This is a genomic window from Segatella hominis (genome assembly GCF_004535825.1).
Taxonomy (GTDB): Bacteria; Bacteroidota; Bacteroidia; order Bacteroidales; family Bacteroidaceae; genus Prevotella; species Prevotella hominis.
The window spans coordinates 112,079-129,819 of sequence record NZ_SGVY01000002.1; the positions used below are offsets into that span (position 1 = coordinate 112,079).

15 protein-coding genes, 1 tRNA gene and 1 riboswitch are annotated in these 17,741 nt (G+C 46.1%); of the genes, 4 read left to right on the forward strand and 12 right to left on the reverse strand.

Going from position 1 to position 17,741, the window contains the following annotated elements:
• Positions 1–21: 21 nt before the first annotated feature.
• Both EXN75_RS01200 and EXN75_RS01205 read right to left on the reverse strand, forming a co-directional pair.
• On the reverse strand, positions 22–438 hold the full coding sequence (locus EXN75_RS01200) for a hypothetical protein (RefSeq protein WP_134842476.1): 417 nt from the start codon (positions 436–438) through the stop codon (positions 22–24).
• A gap of 281 nt (positions 439–719) precedes the next feature.
• Positions 720–944 carry a hypothetical protein gene (locus EXN75_RS01205; protein ID WP_022109839.1) on the reverse strand — a complete coding sequence of 75 codons (225 nt, stop codon included), beginning with the start codon at positions 942–944 and terminating at the stop codon, positions 720–722.
• Positions 944–1,055: riboswitch (SAM-I-IV-variant riboswitch) on the reverse strand. It overlaps the preceding gene by 1 nt.
• A 274-nt stretch (positions 1,056–1,329) precedes the next feature.
• Here EXN75_RS01205 and EXN75_RS01210 point away from each other — a divergent pair.
• Complete coding sequence (locus EXN75_RS01210; protein ID WP_134842477.1) at positions 1,330–2,469, forward strand: AAA family ATPase; 1,140 nt, start codon at positions 1,330–1,332, stop codon at positions 2,467–2,469.
• Between the two features lie 19 nt (positions 2,470–2,488).
• The gene (locus EXN75_RS01215) at positions 2,489–2,902 is read left to right on the forward strand and encodes a secondary thiamine-phosphate synthase enzyme YjbQ (RefSeq protein ID WP_134842478.1); all 414 of its coding nucleotides are present in this window, start codon (positions 2,489–2,491) and stop codon (positions 2,900–2,902) included.
• Between the two features lie 78 nt (positions 2,903–2,980).
• Here EXN75_RS01215 and EXN75_RS01220 read toward each other — a convergent pair.
• The 8 genes from EXN75_RS01220 to rlmN form a co-directional block, all read right to left on the reverse strand.
• A tRNA-His gene (locus EXN75_RS01220) sits at positions 2,981–3,056 on the reverse strand.
• Positions 3,057–3,344: 288 nt separating this feature from the next.
• Positions 3,345–3,761 carry a preprotein translocase subunit SecG gene (gene secG / locus EXN75_RS01225; RefSeq protein ID WP_134842479.1) on the reverse strand — a complete coding sequence of 139 codons (417 nt, stop codon included), beginning with the start codon at positions 3,759–3,761 and terminating at the stop codon, positions 3,345–3,347.
• A 14-nt stretch (positions 3,762–3,775) separates the two neighbouring features.
• Positions 3,776–4,522, reverse strand: coding sequence for a tetratricopeptide repeat protein (locus tag EXN75_RS01230; protein WP_118116210.1), 747 nt, complete (start codon positions 4,520–4,522; stop codon positions 3,776–3,778).
• 189 nt (positions 4,523–4,711) lie between these two features.
• On the reverse strand, positions 4,712–5,233 hold the full coding sequence (gene lptE, locus EXN75_RS01235) for an LPS assembly lipoprotein LptE (protein ID WP_118116213.1): 522 nt from the start codon (positions 5,231–5,233) through the stop codon (positions 4,712–4,714).
• A 12-nt stretch (positions 5,234–5,245) separates the two neighbouring features.
• Positions 5,246–6,538: a sigma-54 interaction domain-containing protein gene (locus EXN75_RS01240; RefSeq protein ID WP_118116215.1), complete on the reverse strand. Its 1,293-nt coding sequence runs from the start codon at positions 6,536–6,538 to the stop codon at positions 5,246–5,248.
• Between the two features lie 65 nt (positions 6,539–6,603).
• On the reverse strand, positions 6,604–7,737 hold the full coding sequence (locus tag EXN75_RS01245) for a PdxA family dehydrogenase (RefSeq protein WP_134842480.1): 1,134 nt from the start codon (positions 7,735–7,737) through the stop codon (positions 6,604–6,606).
• Between the two features lie 128 nt (positions 7,738–7,865).
• The gene (locus tag EXN75_RS01250) at positions 7,866–8,807 is read right to left on the reverse strand and encodes a DUF4837 family protein (RefSeq protein ID WP_134842481.1); all 942 of its coding nucleotides are present in this window, start codon (positions 8,805–8,807) and stop codon (positions 7,866–7,868) included.
• Positions 8,808–9,005: 198 nt separating this feature from the next.
• The gene (gene rlmN, locus EXN75_RS01255; protein WP_118116221.1) at positions 9,006–10,073 is read right to left on the reverse strand and encodes a 23S rRNA (adenine(2503)-C(2))-methyltransferase RlmN; all 1,068 of its coding nucleotides are present in this window, start codon (positions 10,071–10,073) and stop codon (positions 9,006–9,008) included.
• Between the two features lie 136 nt (positions 10,074–10,209).
• Here rlmN and EXN75_RS01260 point away from each other — a divergent pair, with 136 nt between their 5' ends.
• Positions 10,210–14,238, forward strand: a complete 4,029-nt coding sequence (locus EXN75_RS01260) for a DUF4922 domain-containing protein (RefSeq protein WP_246031253.1) — start codon at positions 10,210–10,212, stop codon at positions 14,236–14,238.
• A gap of 120 nt (positions 14,239–14,358) precedes the next feature.
• Positions 14,359–15,837: an MFS transporter gene (locus EXN75_RS01265; RefSeq protein ID WP_246031258.1), complete on the forward strand. Its 1,479-nt coding sequence runs from the start codon at positions 14,359–14,361 to the stop codon at positions 15,835–15,837.
• 94 nt (positions 15,838–15,931) lie between these two features.
• Here EXN75_RS01265 and EXN75_RS01270 read toward each other — a convergent pair whose 3' ends face one another.
• Entirely contained in the window at positions 15,932–16,504 is a 573-nt protein-coding gene (locus EXN75_RS01270) for an L-threonylcarbamoyladenylate synthase (protein ID WP_134842482.1), read from the reverse strand.
• A gap of 189 nt (positions 16,505–16,693) precedes the next feature.
• Entirely contained in the window at positions 16,694–17,695 is a 1,002-nt protein-coding gene (gene fmt, locus EXN75_RS01275; RefSeq protein WP_134842483.1) for a methionyl-tRNA formyltransferase, read from the reverse strand.
• Positions 17,696–17,741 lie beyond the last annotated feature (46 nt).

Here is a 17,741-nt window from a genome sequence, read left to right on the forward strand (position 1 = left end):
TATTTGCAAATAGGGAAAAAATCAAATAATCAGAGTGTTAAGGAGGGCAAGATAAGCCCTTGGAGGCGAATGCGGAACGTTCTGATTCCAATATCTTGCCTTCTGAATGCTACTAATAACAGGACGAGACAACGTCTGCCAAAGAGCTGGCACGATGCCAGCAAACACCGGTGCTGTATCGAAATCCATATGTTGGACAGAGACCGTAGGCGATAGCTTCACCTGCCTTACGTTCATGCAATGCTTTTTCACCTGTGCGCCCAGCTTACCTTGGCAACAGTCATGCCCCACGCAACAGTCAGCCATCATACCCACCATCACCTTGTCAGAACGAAGGCAGTGCATGACTGTAGTGCCCACGCTCAGGTAAACCACCATGAACGAGAGCATCAAAGCCATCAATATGTTGAGCGAACGTTTCATACCTATTTTTTGCACACCTTCCTTTTATCTGGTTGCAAAATTAAGTATTTTCCTCAGAATAAAAACCTAATAGCCCCATAAATTAATGACCTTTAACGGCTCTTGTTTAAAAAATTCAAAAAACACCGCCTCAAATAGCTCCCCTTTTCTTTAGTTCTACTTTTTCTCTAACCGTTTTTTTCATCCACTTTGTGAGTGCCACTTGACTAAAACAAGTAAGTAAAATATAGAAAGAAATAATAAAAAAAACAGGGAGATCGCAAAGATAATCGTATTTTTGCAATCTCCTGATACGATTACCAGCAATATGGTATCCCTCGTTTCTCGCACTCTTTACGCAGAGCAGCGAGGAAGTAACTGCGCTCGCTGCCCCAACCACGAACCTTGCGCTCGTGATCTACGGTCTGCTTTAGTTGTTCATCGCTATATGCGGCAAAGCGGGCTGCATACTCTGAAATTCTTGACTCGGCATTAGCTGCCATCACATTCTCATTGTTCTTTAAATCTGAATTTGGATTCATAAAGATAATTATTTTAAGTTGTTAAACACTTACACATTCTTTTACCACCGTGGTTATCTCTATGCGAAACTCGGTTGGTGTGCCACAACTGGGCAACTCTTAATGCTTATTTCGATTGCAAAAGTACATCTTTATTCTGAAACCACCAAATTTTTTTTCGTTTTTTTTCTAAAGCCTTCTCCCTTCTTCAAAGAAGAAGATTTTTCGAGGTTTACCAGATAGCAAGGAAATCCACCACTTAATCGGGAGAGATAAACTGGAATGGTTAAACTTTCCTATATTTACATTATAATAGTATTATTATAACAATATTATAATTATCTTTGTACCATGATTATCAGAAAGATATAAGACTATTCAAAGACAATTAAGAAGATTATATACAATGATAGAGAATCCGTTTATTCTGCGAGGATACATATCCGACGCTTACTTCTGTGATAGAGAAAAGGAAACCATCGACTTGATAAGAGAAATCAAGAATGGCAATAATATCACCCTGATTGCACCTAGAAGAATCGGCAAGACAGGGTTGGTTCAACACGTCTATGCCCAAGAAGAAATCAAGGATAAATACTATACATTCCTGGTTGATATTTATGCCACGAAGACCCTAACCGACTTCATTCAGGAACTAGGCAGAAGTATTCTGCAAAGTCTGAAACCCAAAGGCACCAAAGTAGTGGAACATTTTCTGAACTGTCTCCACTCACTCCGTTCATCCATCAGCTTCGATATGAATGGCGTGCCTTCGTGGGGAGTGGATTTGGGAGAAATCACCAGTCCAACCACAACGCTCGATGAAATTTTCCATTATCTGGAGAGTGCTGATAAGCCTTGCATTGTGGCTATTGATGAATTCCAAACCATCAGGAGCTATAGAGAAGCGAATGTAGAAGCGATACTACGCACCTACATCCAGCACTGTCACAATGCCAGTTTCATCTTTGCCGGATCTCAACGCAACATGATGTCGGAGATGTTTTTGAGTCATGCCCGTCCTTTCTATCAGAGCACCTCCATTAAAACTCTGAAAGCTATTGATAGAGAGGTATATGCCGACTTCGCTACTCGCCTTTTTGAGGAAAGACAGAAGCGTATCATACGAGAAACCATTTATCAGATATACGACCGTTTTGACGGCATCACCTGGTATCTTCAGAGAATGCTCAATAAGATTTTCTCACTTACGGAAATAGCTGATGGCAAGATGACGGAAAAGGCTGATGGCAAGATAATGGAACTGGCACTCAACTCGATTATAGATGAGAGTGCTTTTGCATACGAAGCCCTTCTCTTTCAATTGCCAGCTAAGCAAAAGGAACTTCTCTTTGCCATCTGCAACGCTGGCAAGGCTCAAAATATCATGTCGTCGGCATTCATCAAGAAGCACAATCTTCCTTCCGCCAGTTTTGTACAAGGTGGCATCAAAGGATTATTGGAGAAAGATTTTGTTACAGAAACAGATGGAACCTACGAATTGTACGATAAGTTCTTTGGTGAATGGCTGAAAAATGAATTATAAGAATATAAACAAAAAAAATATGATACAACAAGTTGAATTTTCATTGCGACCTTTTCCTCGCGGTTTTCACCTCGTAACGAATGAAATACTCCGTCAATTACCCGCACTGCCAAAGACAGGAATACTAAATCTTTTCGTCAGACACACAAGTTGTGGATTGTCACTTAACGAAAATTTCGATCCAGATGTGCGATACGACTTGAAGGGAATCTTTGAGAGATTAGTGCCAGATGGAGATCCGAGATACCTGCACCAAGATGAAGGTCCAACGGACATGTCTGCCCACGCCAAATCAAGTATGGTAGGAGTTTCACTGACGATTCCGATCACAAACGGCAGACTGAACCTCGGAACCTGGCAGGGGATATACCTATGCGAGTTTAGAGAAGGCGGCGGCAGCAGACATCTCATCGCCACAATCATGGGGGAATAAAAAAGACAAATGATAAACCATTTTATAGAAAGTAGAAACAAGAAACCCAGTAAATCAATGATTTACTGGGTTTATCTTGGGTGGAAGGTGGGACTCGAACCCACGACATTCAGAACCACAATCTGACGCTCTAACCAACTGAACTACGTCCACCATGTTAGCTTGCTTAATTGTTATTTCTTTTAAGCGAGTGCAAAGGTACTACTATTTTTTGATTCCACCAAATTTTTAGCGAACTTTTTTCGAAAAAACTTCATTTTTTCTCAATTTAAGCAGTTTTTAGCCTATTTTGTCGAATTTCATTCTATTTTTACCTTATTTTCCTTCCTTTTCATATTTACACTTTTCTGATTCTCATTCATTCAGAAGAGGGTGTGTCACGAATTCATGACACACCCTCTTCATAAAATGCTTTTAAATTTCTCGCAGTAATGTAGAAAAATTACTTAGCTAGAGTTGCAGGAACTGCAGGGGCAGCCTTCTGAGCATCAGCAGCAGGGGCAGCCTTCTGGGCATCAGCACCCTTAGCAGGAGCTGCAGTCTGAGCACCAGCAGCATTGTTAGCACCTGGCATAGCAGGGAGAGCAGTCTGCTCAGTTGTAGCAGAATTTTCCATTACACTGCTTTCACCAACAGCTGTTGGAGCTACATAAGCACAAGCTACGCTGATGATAACCATAGCAGCAGCAAGGCCCCAAGTTAATTTCTCTACTACATCAGTGGTCTTACGAACACCCATGATAGCGTTTGAAGAAGAGAAGTTGGATGCGAGACCACCTCCCTTTGACTCCTGGATAAGCACGATGAAAATCATCAGCAATGCTACCAAGACGATTAATACTACAAATAATGTGTACATTTTTAAAACTATTTTTATTTATTATTTTTGATCAATTTTTCCAAGAATCGCATCTGGTCAGCATAATGCATGCTCTTGCCTGGATGCTTTTCATGCAAACGGCGTATAATGTCGAGTGCACGTTGGTATTTTCCCTGTTTAATATAGATACGAGCCAAAGTCTCAGTAAAGACTCCACTATTTTCAGCCTGTTCCTCCTTGTTGTTGTCATCCAACTCAGGTTTGTACTCAGGCTGATAATCAGCAGAAACATCAATCTTAGGAAGTTTAAATCCTCCATCCTCCATGAAATCATCAATAAGCGAGATGGTACGAGAGGAGTTCTCTTCCTCAGTCTCCCCTTCTGTTTCCAGAAGATAAGCCACATAATCGACGGCTGCATCAGCAGGAGTTGGTTTTCTTTTTTCCTTTTTCTTTTCCTCGTCTTCCTTATCAGCAGGTATAGACTCCAGAAAGTTGTCTATCAAATCAGAAGTTCTATCAGCCGTATTATCTTTCTTTCCAGCCGCAGCATGCGACTCTTTCTTGAGCTGATAATGAGCTGCCTCCACCATCTGGAATATCACCTTTCTGTCAGTAATATAGATAGCTGCCCGGCGAAGTTCTTCATCAAAACTGGCATCATGGAGCAAATACAAGTTCTGCAACATCAGCAATCGAGCCGTCTGATAGTACGGATAGAGTGCTAACAGCTCACGGAGATCATAAAGAGTCTCTTTATTCATCTCCTCCGGATGTTGTATCAATCTTGTTAATTCCACGAATCTCTAATAATATTAACAGTTATAATTTTTAAAAACTTTTTTTCTAACGAATTCAACTTTTCAGAAGAAATTCATCTTTCAGACAAAATGCTTCTATTCTGCCTACATATATCTCTCATGAGAACAATATCTCCCCTGAGAATTATAACTCCAGAGAGAATGCATATTTCTTGAGAGAATGCCTAATTACCAGTTTGCAACAGTAGCGTTGAAAATCTGCTCCACCAGATCCTTCACCATCTGGTTGACCAGTTCTTCCTGAACCGAAGCCAGGCTCTGGGTAGTCTCATAACTCTTTGAAGAAGTAAACTGGCGTTCAAAATCTTCATTGTGGTTCACATTATTGGTGAATCTCACATTTACAGTAATAGACAATTCGGTCTGTGCAGAATAGCCTTCGCTCGAAACACTCTTGTTGCGCTGGCTATACTGTGTAATCTCTCCCTCTATCTTCAGGTCTCCATTTCTCTTGACCTGTTGCAAGCGGGTATGATTAGCAAATTCATCCTTCAAGGCATTGTTGAACATCGGTCCCATCGGTCCCCATACATAGGTACTTCTAATAGGGAATTCAGCTATCTGAATGGTCTTGGTCTTGGTATAGTCGATGCTTGCGCCATTGAACTTATAGCTCACGGAGCATGCAGCAAGAATGCCAATAGTAAGGATGACACCTATTATATATATATGTTTGCGAAAACGCTTCATATTCCAATTGTCTTACTTATTTTTGTCTTTTTCTTCTTCCTCATCGCCATTGAGTCCATATTGCTTGAGTCGGCGATACAGGGTACGGTCGGAAATACCAAGTTCCTGCGCAGCCTTTTTGCGATTTCCGTTATTTCGTTCCAAAGCCTTTTCGAGCATCTGGCGCCCCAAATCATTCAGATTCAGCGTTTCCGGTTCATTGATTTCCTCAACGATGGCATCTTCTGTCGCATGATGCGGAATGACCGGACGGATACTTGGTGTCTTATCCATTCTCGCAGGGAAGTCGCTTACAGACTCTACTGGAGTAATAGCATTAGGACTTGCAAATCCACTGGCACCATTGAGCTGACGGGCTTCATCCAATTGCTTACGCAGTGAACTGACATCACGACGGAGGTCACTCACATTGCCTCTCAACTCATAGAGAATCTTATAGAGAAGTTCACGCTCGCTCTCGTAGCTATGAGCACCGCCCGTCTGGGAAGGAATCGTAGCCAACTGGGTTGACTCTTCATCCATCGGAATATAATGCAAGAGCATTTCAGCACTGATTTCCCGTTCCTGGCTGAGCACAGACATCTGTTCTGTGATATTCTTGAGTTGTCTTACATTTCCCGGCCACTTATATTTGAGCATGATGCCCTTTGCATCCTCGCTGAGCGAAATCTTAGGCAACCTATACTTTTCAGCCATTTGCATCGCAAAAAGTCTGAAGAGCAGAAGGATATCATTACCTCTTTCACGAAGCGGCGGCATCTGGATAGGAATGGTATTCAGACGATAATAGAGATCTTCGCGGAAGCGACCTTCACTGATGGCTTTGCGCATGTTGACATTCGTAGCTGCCACTATTCTCACATCAGTCTTTCTCACTTCCTGTCCACCTACGCGGATATATTCACCGGTTTCCAGCACACGGAGCAATCTGGCTTGTGTCTGGATAGGCAGTTCGCCCACCTCATCGAGGAAAATGGTTCCCTTATTGGCGATACCGAAATATCCTTCACTTTCTCCGATAGCTCCCGTAAAGGAACCTTTCTCATGACCGAAGAGTTCGCTATCTATAGTACCTTCAGGAATACTACCACAGTTGATAGCAAAATACTTTTCACGGCGGCGTGGTGAATGATCGTGGATAACACGCGGAATGATTTCCTTACCCACACCCGATTCACCGATGATAAGCACAGAAAGATCCGTCGGTGCCACCTGTAAGGCGACATCGAGCGCACGGTTCAATCCATCGCTATTACCCACGATGTTATACCGTTGTTTTACTTTCTGAAGTTCACTTGTGTCCATTTAGCTGACAAAATTACGCATTTTTTTTGAATAATCTGCAAAAATGGCATAAAATAGTCATTTTTTTAACTTTTCACCTCAGGCTTTGGGTTAAAAGGAGCATTAGAATGCTTCTTTGGGATAGAAAAACGCACTTTCTCGCTCTCATCACGTTTTTCGCGATAAAGCTTTGGAAGCGGATTTTCACGAGCCTCATCATACTCATTGCGATGGTGATAAGCATCCACAGCCAAATAGACTGCATGGCGGAAAGAAGTCTCATCAGCCTCTCCTACTCCTGCGATACAGAACTCCGGTGTAACATCTGCCGCAGTACGGATGATTGGCATGCCGGCAGTGAAGACTACACCGTCTTCCGTATATAGTGAATGGAAAGGAGTTGTTGCCTGGTCATGATACATAGCCATCACACCATCGAAGTCTCTGAAATAGCCTTTTCCGAAGAATTCATCTGTAGCATACGGACCAAACGCCTGCACACCTTTCTCTGCCAATGCATCAATAGCAGGGATAATGATTTCGCGCTCTTCTGTACCGCAACTGCTATCCTCATTGGTCTTTGGATTCAAAGCAAGTACTGCGATACGTGGATTGCTGATATAGAAATCACGCTTGAGAGTCTGCTGCATCAGGGTTACTTTTTCTACGATCGCCTCCAGACTGATAGCTGCAGGTACATCTTTCAGAGGTGTCTTTTCTGTGACCGATGCGATACGGAGATCACCGCCAATCAGCATAGACAATCCCTTCTTGCCTTCACCAAGACAGGTCTCAATATAATTTCTATGACCAGGGAAAGGATAATTATCCATCTGCGCATTGGCATTGTTGATAGGTCCGGTAACCAGCACGTCGTAGAGACCGGCACGATAATCAGTCATGGCACGATCGAGCGCCTTTACTGCAGCCAGTCCTGAGTCAGCCGTAGGCATACCCATATCCACTTTCACCTCGTCATCTACAGCAGCCAGAAGATTGATTCTTCCATCCTGTACATCCTCAGCCTGCTGAATGATAGAGAACTGACCTGGCAAGTTCATGGCCTTGCGATAATAGGCAGCTACTTTTGGCGAGCCATATATAATAGGTGTACAGAGTTCCAGCATTTCTGGCTCTGCAAAGGTTTTAAAAATGAGTTCATATCCGATACCATTGGTATCTCCGTGGGTGATAGCCACCCTTACTTTCTGATTGTCCATATATTATATTTTGATGTATTTATTTGAAACTTATGATATTTATCTGAAACTTGCGATGGTGATAAGCTGAAACTTGCGATATTTTCAACTTCAGCTTACGAAGTTGGTATCTGCAGCTTACGAAATTTTTACCTGATAGTTGTCAGCACAGCTTCCAACTGCTTGATTAAATTTCTTTTCTTCATTTCGGGCGCATAGACGAAACCAATGATGACTAATGCATTATATTTTCCAAGGACGTTCCGCCCTTGTGTGAAGTCGGCATCAGACATCAGCTTCATCACATAGGGTCCACCCATGGCATCCCCCTTCATTTCCCAGCATCCATTTAAATATTCCCTGATATAGGCAAGTTGCATGTACATGCCATCCTCCTCACCCGGCACGTTGACACGTAGTACGCTGTCAACTTTCGGTTTGAGAGCAGATGGAAGATAGGGATTCCCTCGCCAAAAATCTCTCAACTTAAATATGAGGAGGCTCTGCATACCCGAGTTTGCATTATTTGACAGCCACAGGAAATCCTTACCACGCTTACTTGACTGCATGTCAGCAGGAATCTTCATGTCGATGCCAAAGAGCCGCTTTACCTCTTTCTGCTTCTCTACATTCTGCCGGATGACAGACGCCAGATGCTTCAGTTCCGATTCGTCCAGTATCTGGCGGAGTCTCTTTCCATCCAAGCGGCTTTTCAACTGTTCTACGGTCTGCGCCTTGATACGGATAATGACTTGCGGAGCAGCATTGACATCTTGGCTGATTTTCACTTCAAAGTCACGATTTCTCTTATCCACATCCACGACGACCCGATTTCTTACCGTCTGATACAGGCTTGTCAGTTTTCCTTTTCTCACCTGTATGATATTAAACATGGGTTCCGGCTGAGGCATATCTGGCACACTCTCCTGCAAGATAGCAGTTACGATGCGATTCGTATCTCCTTCAAGCACCACCTCATAGGGCTGACCGATACTTTCAGGAAGCCGACTGCTCTTTCCGTCTTTGCAACAAGCCAGCACGAATACAAAGCAGATTGCAAGAAATAATCTCAGATATTTCCAATTCATCATTATTTTATCATCGTTTTGTCGCTTATCTTCAAAAGAAAGGTCTTCAGCTCAGGAGAAATTCATTCACAGAGTAAAGTCTTTGAAGAACTATTTGATCAAAAGGACAACTCCTGTCGAGAAGAAAAACTCCTATCAAGAATACTCTCGGCAAGAGCCCCCTACCGCGAGAAAAGACTTTCTATCGAAGAAGAAACGGGATTATCGCGAAGAGCGTTCTTCGTCCTCGTGCTCTCTGATTTCTCCGATTTTCTTGGATGTACTGAGCAAGCCACAAGCTGCATAGATATCCTGTCCGCGACTGGCACGGATGGTGGTGAAGACACCGTGAGAAGTGAGATAATCACGGAATTGTTCCATTTTCTCATCATTGACGCCCTGCAACGGGATGTCCGGAATCTGATGGAAACGAATCAGATTGAAACGGCAGTCGAGGCCCTTCACCAACTTGATGATTGCCTTGGCGTGCTGCATACTGTCGTTCACTCCCTTGAACACGATATATTCGAAAGACAGGCGACGCTGATGAGAGAAATCATAATTGCGGAGCAGCTCCACAACCTGTTCTATACCCATACCCTTCTCGGCAGGCATCAGTTCTGCTCGCTCAGAAGGTATCGGATCGTGCATCGAGATAGCCACATGGCACTCGCTCTCTTCGAGGAATCGCTTCAACTTGTTTTTGACGCCCACCGAACTTACTGTGATACGTTTCGGACTCCATGCCCAACCATAGTCAGCGGTCAGTATTTCCGTGGCACGCAACACATTATCCAGATTGTCCATCGGCTCGCCCTGTCCCATAAACACGATATTGGTGAGTTTGTCCACCTCTGGCAGGGAGTAGATCTGGTTGAGGATATCGCCAGCAGGCAAACTTCCTTCAAACCCCTGCTTACCAGTCTGACAGAAGAGGCAGTTCATCTTGCATCCCACCTGTGATGAGACACAGAGCGTGGCACGGTCTTTGTCGGGGATATAGACCGTCTCTACAAACTTTCCGCTGCGCGTAGGGAACAGATATTTGATGGTACCATCTACGGAATGCTGTGCATCGGTATATCCGGCACATCCTATCTCATATTCTGCGGCCAGCTTGGCACGGTTAGCTTTCGAGATATTAGTCATCTCATCGATGCTCTTCACATGCTGTTCATAGAGCCATTTAGCCATCTGCCCACCCGTGAAGGCAGGCATACCCAAGTCCTTAGCCACTTGCTTCAATTCAGCAAGGGTAAGCCCCAAAAGATATTTTTTTTCATCATTCATAGTGCAAAGATAGTATTTTTTGGCGAAAAATTGTTATCTTTGCCACATATTTTAATATAATAAGCTAAAATATAGATAAAAAATACCGTTTTGACCTCCGGAAAGGGAGCCGAAACGCAAAAACATAACACAAAAAATGAGAGAAAAAATAGACCTTTTCTTACCTTGTGAAGACATTGAAGTAGCCCAAAGCGCACTTCTGGAACTTCATGACAACAAGACGGTTCAGCATATCAATCTCCTGGTGAGCGCTGATTTTGCAGCCCATCACCAAGTGCCTGATGGATGCACCTTCGTAGTCATTGACCGATTGGAAAGCAGCAACACGGTAGAAAGCATTGCTGAAAACACCGATGCCGACTATGTGATGATCTGCACCAAGACGACTCCGATCAGATGGGGACTCTATGCCCTGGAACGATTCCTACGCACGGCAGACGACACGGGTGCCGTCATGGTTTACTCCGACTTTTATTCCTTAATCAAAGAAGATAATGAGGCTGCAAAAGTTGGAGGAAAAGAAGAAAAAGATGGAGCAGAAACTCTTGAAGCAAAAGCGGATGGAGCAGAAACTCATAAACTGAAAGCTGAACAAGAAGCGAAAACTGGCAAGCTGATCAAGCATCCGGTTATTGATTACCAGTCTGGTAGCCTTCGCGACGACTTCGATTTCGGAAGCCTCTGGTTCATCAAGGCGCAAGCCCTCCGCGACTTCATCGCCCAGCAGGACAGAGCTGACTATCAATATGCGGGTCTCTACGACCTCCGTCTCTACCTGAGCCGCGTGGGAGAGATTTTCCATCTCAATGAATTCCTCTATACAGAAGATGAACTCGACAACCGAAAGAGCGGCGAGAAGCAATTCGACTATGTGAACCCTCGCAACAGAGAGGTGCAGATAGAGATGGAAAAGGCTTGCACGCAGCACCTCAACAAGGTGGGAGCCCTCATCGATACCAGCTTTTATCGCCAGCCGGATTTCGGCGAACAGGAATTCTTCTACGAGGCTTCTGTGATCATCCCGGTTTTCAACAGAGAGAAGACCATCGCGGATGCCGTGAAGAGTGCGCTGAGCCAGAAAGCCAATTTCAAGTTCAACGTCATCGTGGTCAACAATCATTCTACCGACCGCACTGGCGAGATTCTTGATGAAATCGCTCGCGAGATGGAAGCCAGAAACGACAAACAGGCGGGGCGGCTCGTACAGATTGTGCCAGAGAGAAACGATCTCGGCATCGGCGGCTGCTGGAATGTAGCCATCAATAGCGAGTACTGCGGCAAGTTTGCAGTCCAGTTGGACAGCGACGACCTCTATTCGTCTCCGAAGACTCTCCAGAAAATCGTAGATGCCTTTCACAACCAGAAGGCAGCGATGATGATCGGCTCGTACCGCATGTGCGACTTCGACCTCAACACCCTGCCTCCAGGACTGATAGACCATAAGGAATGGACCGAGGAAAACGGTTGCAACAACGCACTGCGCATCAACGGATTGGGTGCTCCGAGAGCATTCTTCACACCGCTCGTCAGACAGATACAGTTCCCTAACACGTCTTATGGTGAAGACTATGCCTTAGGACTTGCCTTCTCTCGCCGATACAGAATCGGAAGAATCTATGATGAACTGTACCTCTGCCGCCGCTGGGGAGGCAACAGTGATGCCGCTCTGAGTATCGAAAAGGTGAATGCCAACAATCTCTATAAAGACCGTCTGCGCACGATGGAACTGAAGGCACGCCAGCAGATGCTGCAGGGCAAGGCCGACATTATGGAAGACAGCAGTATCTCACGCTTCTTCAACCGCCAGTTGGAGAGATGGGAGGATGCCCGCCATCGCTACCGCGACCTGAAGCATGTGGAGAGCCAGACTCTCTCCGACCTTCTCAAACTGCAATGGAACCCTGCCCGCATCGTGAGCACAGGTGCCAAGATAGACAAGAAGACCCTCGATGAGCGCCCATGCTTTCTCTGCGAGAAGAACCGTCCGAAGGTACAGATGTCCAAGCAGATAGACGAACGTTTCTACCTGCTGGTCAATCCGTTCCCTATCCTTCCGGTACATTTCACGATTCCGGCACGCAAGCATCAGCCGCAGGCCATCTTCAAGAACTATGGCGAGATGCACCGATTCCTGAGTCTGCACAGCGAACTGATGGTATTCTACAACGGTCCGAAGTGCGGTGCCTCGGCTCCAGACCATCTGCATTTCCAGGCAGGAACCAGCGGCATACTTCCCCTGCAGAACAACTGGCAGCGCCTCTCACGCAACCTGACAGATATCATCTGCCTGAACGACGAGGAGAAGATAGCAGCCATCCGCGACTATACTGTTCCAGCCTTCGTGATTATCTCCAAGAGCGAGGAATGCGACGAGATGCTCTTCAAGCGCCTCTACAGTGCGATGCCTCAGCGCGGCGACGAGACTGAGCCGATGATGAACATCGTGGCCTGGCGCAAGGGTGATGAATATATCAGTATCGTGATTCCAAGAGAGAAGCACCGCCCGGAAGCCTACTTTGCCGAGGGCGATGCCCAGATCATGGTTTCTCCGGGAGCCCTCGATATGTCGGGACTCATCATCATGCCACGCGAAGAGGATTTCCGCAAGCTCACCGAGGAGAAGGCTGAGGCTATCCTGAAGGAATGCGGCATTTCCTGCGAGAAGATGGAAAGCATCATCCATAAGCTGAAGGCTGCCAAGGAGGCTGAGGAAAGCACCATCACTACTTCCACCTTATATAATAATGGTAAGCAGCCGGATGTCTCTGTGGGCATCGTGAGCGGTCAGAAGATTCACTTCTCGCTCAACAAGCCTTACCTTGCCAAGGGCGAAGTGGTTACGGGCGAACAGGAAGTGGAATTCTCCGAGGGAGGTGTGCTCTGGAACGGCAATCAGTACAGTTCGCTTACCTTCCATCCACAGAGCTGCGATGCCTCCTTCTCACTGAGCGATGTCACTATTGGCGTCAACTTCCACTGGGAACGCAAGGAAACACAGACCTTCTTAGGTACGCTCCATTTCGTGGTAGAATCAGACAAGATCTGCGCCATCAACGAGCTTCCTGTGGAGAAGTATCTGGAGAGCGTGATATCCAGCGAGATGAGTGCCACCTCCAGTCTTGAACTCCTCAAGGCGCATGCCGTAATCTCCCGTTCATGGCTCCTGGCACAGATGAAAAAGCGCAGAGACGTGGCTAAGAGCGGAAACAATTTCTTCTCTTTTGTCAAGAAAGACGACATGCTCATCCGCTGGTACGACCGCGAAGACCACACCATCTTTGATGTCTGCGCCGACGACCACTGCCAACGCTACCAGGGCATCACCAAGGAGACTTCTCCACATGTGGCAGAAGCTATCCGCCAGACCAAGGGACAGATTCTGATGGATGGCGAGGAAATCTGCGATGCCCGGTTCTCTAAGTGCTGCGGCGGTATCACCGAGGAATTCCAATATTGCTGGGAGAACACGCCTAAGAGCTATCTCTCTGCTGTGAGGGATATTGCTTTGGGAATCAAGCCGGAAGGACTGAAGAGTTCTATGAATGCCGAGTGCTTGAAGGACGCAAGTGATACTGAGAACTTGAAGGGTTCAAAGGCTCTGATGGATTCTGAATACAGACTTCCGGATCTGACTCAGGAGGAAGAGGCTGACCGCTGGATCCGCTCCAACCCGCCTGCTTTCTGCAATACTACAGACAGAAAAGTGCTCTCGGAAGTATTAAACGACTATGACCAGGAGACTGCCGATTTCTACCGCTGGAAGGTGACGCTGACCCAGGAGAAACTGCAGCAGCTGCTCGAAGAAAAACTGAAGATGAACTTCGGCGACATCCTCGACATGAAGGCTGTGGAACGCGGTACGAGCGGACGCATCAGCAAATTGCAGATTATCGGTACCGAAAAGACTTTCACCATCGGCAAGGAGCTGGAAATACGCAGAGCCTTGAGCGACAGCCATCTCTACAGTTCGGCTTTCGTGGTAGATAAGTTTGATCTGGACGAGAACCAGGTTCCTCAGCGCTTCGAACTGATCGGAGCCGGATGGGGACACGGAGTGGGTCTCTGTCAGATAGGTGCTGCCGTGATGGGCAACGAAGGATACTCCTACGATGATATCCTGCTGAGATACTATCAGGGAGCAGAAATCAAGAAAATCTACAAGTAAGGTCTAAGGATAGAGTCCTTTCTGATCAACGAGTAAGGTCTAATTTCTGATAGACAAGCGATGTCTAAGAAACAGGACGATATCTAATGGACAAAAGATAAGTAATATCTAATGGATAAAATGGTAACAAAGAAGAATAGCAGGAATCCATGGGCATGGATCCCTACCCTATATTTTGCAGAGGGACTGCCCAACGTGATCGTGACAGTTCTCTCTGTAGTGATGTACATGCAGTTGGGACTCACGGATGCCGAAGTGGGTCTCTATACAGGATGGCTGGCGCTTCCCTGGGTAATCAAACCCTTGTGGAGCCCGTTCATCGACCTGCTGAAAACGAAGCGCTGGTGGGTACTTACGATGCAGGCGCTCATCGGAGCTGCACTGGCAGGCATTGCGTTCTCGCTGCCTACGGCCTTCTGGTTTCAGGCCACCATGTGCTTCTTCTTCCTCATCGCCTTCTGCAGCGCCACCCACGACATCTCTGCCGACGGCTTCTATATGATAGAGCTGGATGAGCACAACCAGACGAAGTTTGTGGGTCTGCGCAACACCTTCTACCGCCTCGCCATCATCTTTGTGAATGGTTTCTTAGTGATGCTGGCTGGTGTGCTGCAGGTGATGTTCCGCAATCAGATACGCTTCTCGTGGGCACTGATTTTCTACGGATTAGCTGGCATCTTCATCGGTCTGTGGCTCTACCATAGCCGCCTGATGCCTACGCCGAAAGAGGATGTGCAGACGGAGAGAACTGTGGGCGAAGTGACTCACGAACTGAAGAATATGTTCCGCACTTTCTTTACGAAATTCGGAGTGAGAGAGACGGTCATCGTGATGCTCTTCCTGCTGTTCTACCGCTTCCCGGAGGCTTTGCTCAATACAATGACCAAGACTTTCATTCTTCGCCCTAACTCGCAGGGTGGTCTGGGCATGTCACCGCAGGAATACGGACTTGCCAATGGTACGGTTGGTCTCATCGGTCTCCTTCTGGGTGGCATCATCGGAGGTATCTTAGTGAGCCGCGACGGTATGAAGAAGTGGCTGTGGCCAATGGTTTGCGCCATCACCCTGCCGGATGCCGTCTATATCTATCTTAGCTATTCGCTCAATTCTGATATCGTGATGGTGTCCTCCTGCCTGTTCGTAGAGCAGTTCGGTTATGGGTTAGGCTTCACGGTGCTTACGCTCTACATGCTATTCTACAGTCAGGGCAAGTTCAAGACCTCTCACTACTCCATCTGTACCGGTATTTCCTATCTCGGCCTGATGCTTCCGGGCATGGTTTCGGGTTATCTGAAAGACATCTTGGGATACCGCCATTTCTTCATCGTCGTGATGGCATGCTGCGTAATCACCTTCCTGGTTACCGTCTACCTCAAAATAGATCCTAACTTCGGAAAAAAGGAAAAGGAGGAGGAGGAAGATAAAGGGGAAATGTTGGACGAAGAAGTGACGAATGAAGAGGACATATTGGAAAAAGAGATAACGGAAGAAGATGATATATGGGAAGAAGAGATAACGGAAGAAGAATATCTGGAAAATGAGGATTCTTCGGGAAAGCAGGATTTACAGAACGAAAACGAAAAGGGAAACCGAAAGTAAAGGGATTCCCGAAAAAAATAAATATTTAATAGAAAAGAGAGGGTGTGTCATAAGTTTACAACACATCCTCTTTTCGTTTCTTTGAAGATTAACTTTATCGGATAATCGTCACCTCTCCATTCTTGGCTATTTTCACGATGCTGGATGGTGTGTGAGGCTTATGCTCCTGGCGACGGGTCCAGCAAACATAATCTACTTGCTCCAGCAATGTCGGGTCGATATCACGATAGTTCTGCGCTGCAGGCTCACCACTCACATTGGCACTGGTGCTCACAATAGGCTTCTGGAAGCGATAACAGAGTTCCTTGCTGAAAGACTCGAAAGTTACTCGCATGGCAAGACTGCCATCCTCTGCCACCAGATTGTTGGCTACACCCGTAGCATCATCGAGGATGATGGTAGTTGGCTTCACAGGCATGGCTGCATCGATGAAATCCCAAGCCACCTGAGGCACATTGCGGAAATAACGCGCCATACGGTCAGCACTATCCACTAGACAGATAAGCGCCTTACTGTCGTCGCGCTGCTTTATTTTGTAAACCTTTGCCACTGCCTCTGGGTTAGTAGCGTCACAACCGATACCCCAAACGGTATCTGTAGGATAGAGAATCACTCCACCCTTGCGCATGCATTCTATTGCATTCTTAATATCTTCCTGTTGAGTCATTTTTTATTCTCCTTTATTATTGTTTATCCTTATATATGAAGGAATTGATTCATCCTTTGTCTCTCAAAATGATTCTTGATTTTCATGAAGTCCTTTGTTTCTCAAAAACCAATTTTCTATTTACAAGAAATTCTTTGCACCTCAAAAAACAATTCTTGATTATATATTAAGGTGAAAGTACTTCCCTTATTAAATACTTCTGTACTGCTCGATATCTCTCATTCCGTTGAGGAAATCACGGGCTTCCATTCTCTTTTTGCCGCTAATCTGTATTGTGTCGAGCTGAAGCCATTCGTCTGCACAGGCTATTTGCAGGCTCTTGCCTTCTACTCTCAAGGTTCCTACTACAGAAGAAGCGGCATTCTCTGAAGAAGCAACAACTGCCTTTCCTGTTTTGGAAGTCTTGAATACTTTCAGCACCTGCGCCTTACTGCCTTCCTTCTGAATCTCAGTCCAGGCGCCTGGATATGGCGAAAGACCGCGAATGAAATCATACACCTTCTTGGCTGGCTGATTGAAATCGATACGGCAGGTATCCTTGAAGATTTTCGGAGCTGAATGAAGCACGGTGTCTGTCGTGATCATCTCGTCCTGCGGCATTGAGTCGATATTTCCGTCGGATGCTATCAGTCGGTCGATGGTCTCTACGGCTATCTCAGCGCCTAAGTGCATCAGTCCGTCATAAACATACTCTACATCAGCATCGTCGGGGATGGCGAATGGCTTCTGCATGATGATACGACCGGTATCGATGTCGTGGTCGAGGAAGAAGGTGGTGACGCCTGTCTCCGTCTCACCATTGATGACAGCCCAGTTGATAGGGGCAGCACCGCGGTACTGAGGAAGAAGGGCTGCATGCACATTGAAGGTGCCGAAGCGAGGCATATCCCATACCACTTCTGGCAGCATTCGGAAAGCTACCACCACCTGCAGGTCGGCTTGATAACTGCGCAACTGCTCTACAAATTCCGGATCCTTCATCTTCACTGGCTGCAATACTGGCAAGCCCTTTGAGAGGGCATATTGCTTGACCTGCGAAGGCTGAAGAGTGTCCTGATGACGACCCACCGGTTTGTCGGGCTGGGTTACTACAGCCACCACATTATATCCGCCTTCTACAAGGCTCTTGAGGGATTCCACCGCAAACTCCGGGGTTCCCATAAATACGATTCTTAAATCTTTTTTCTCCATAAACTAATATTTTGAAGTTAAAAACAGTAAAGCCGTAGAATTCTTC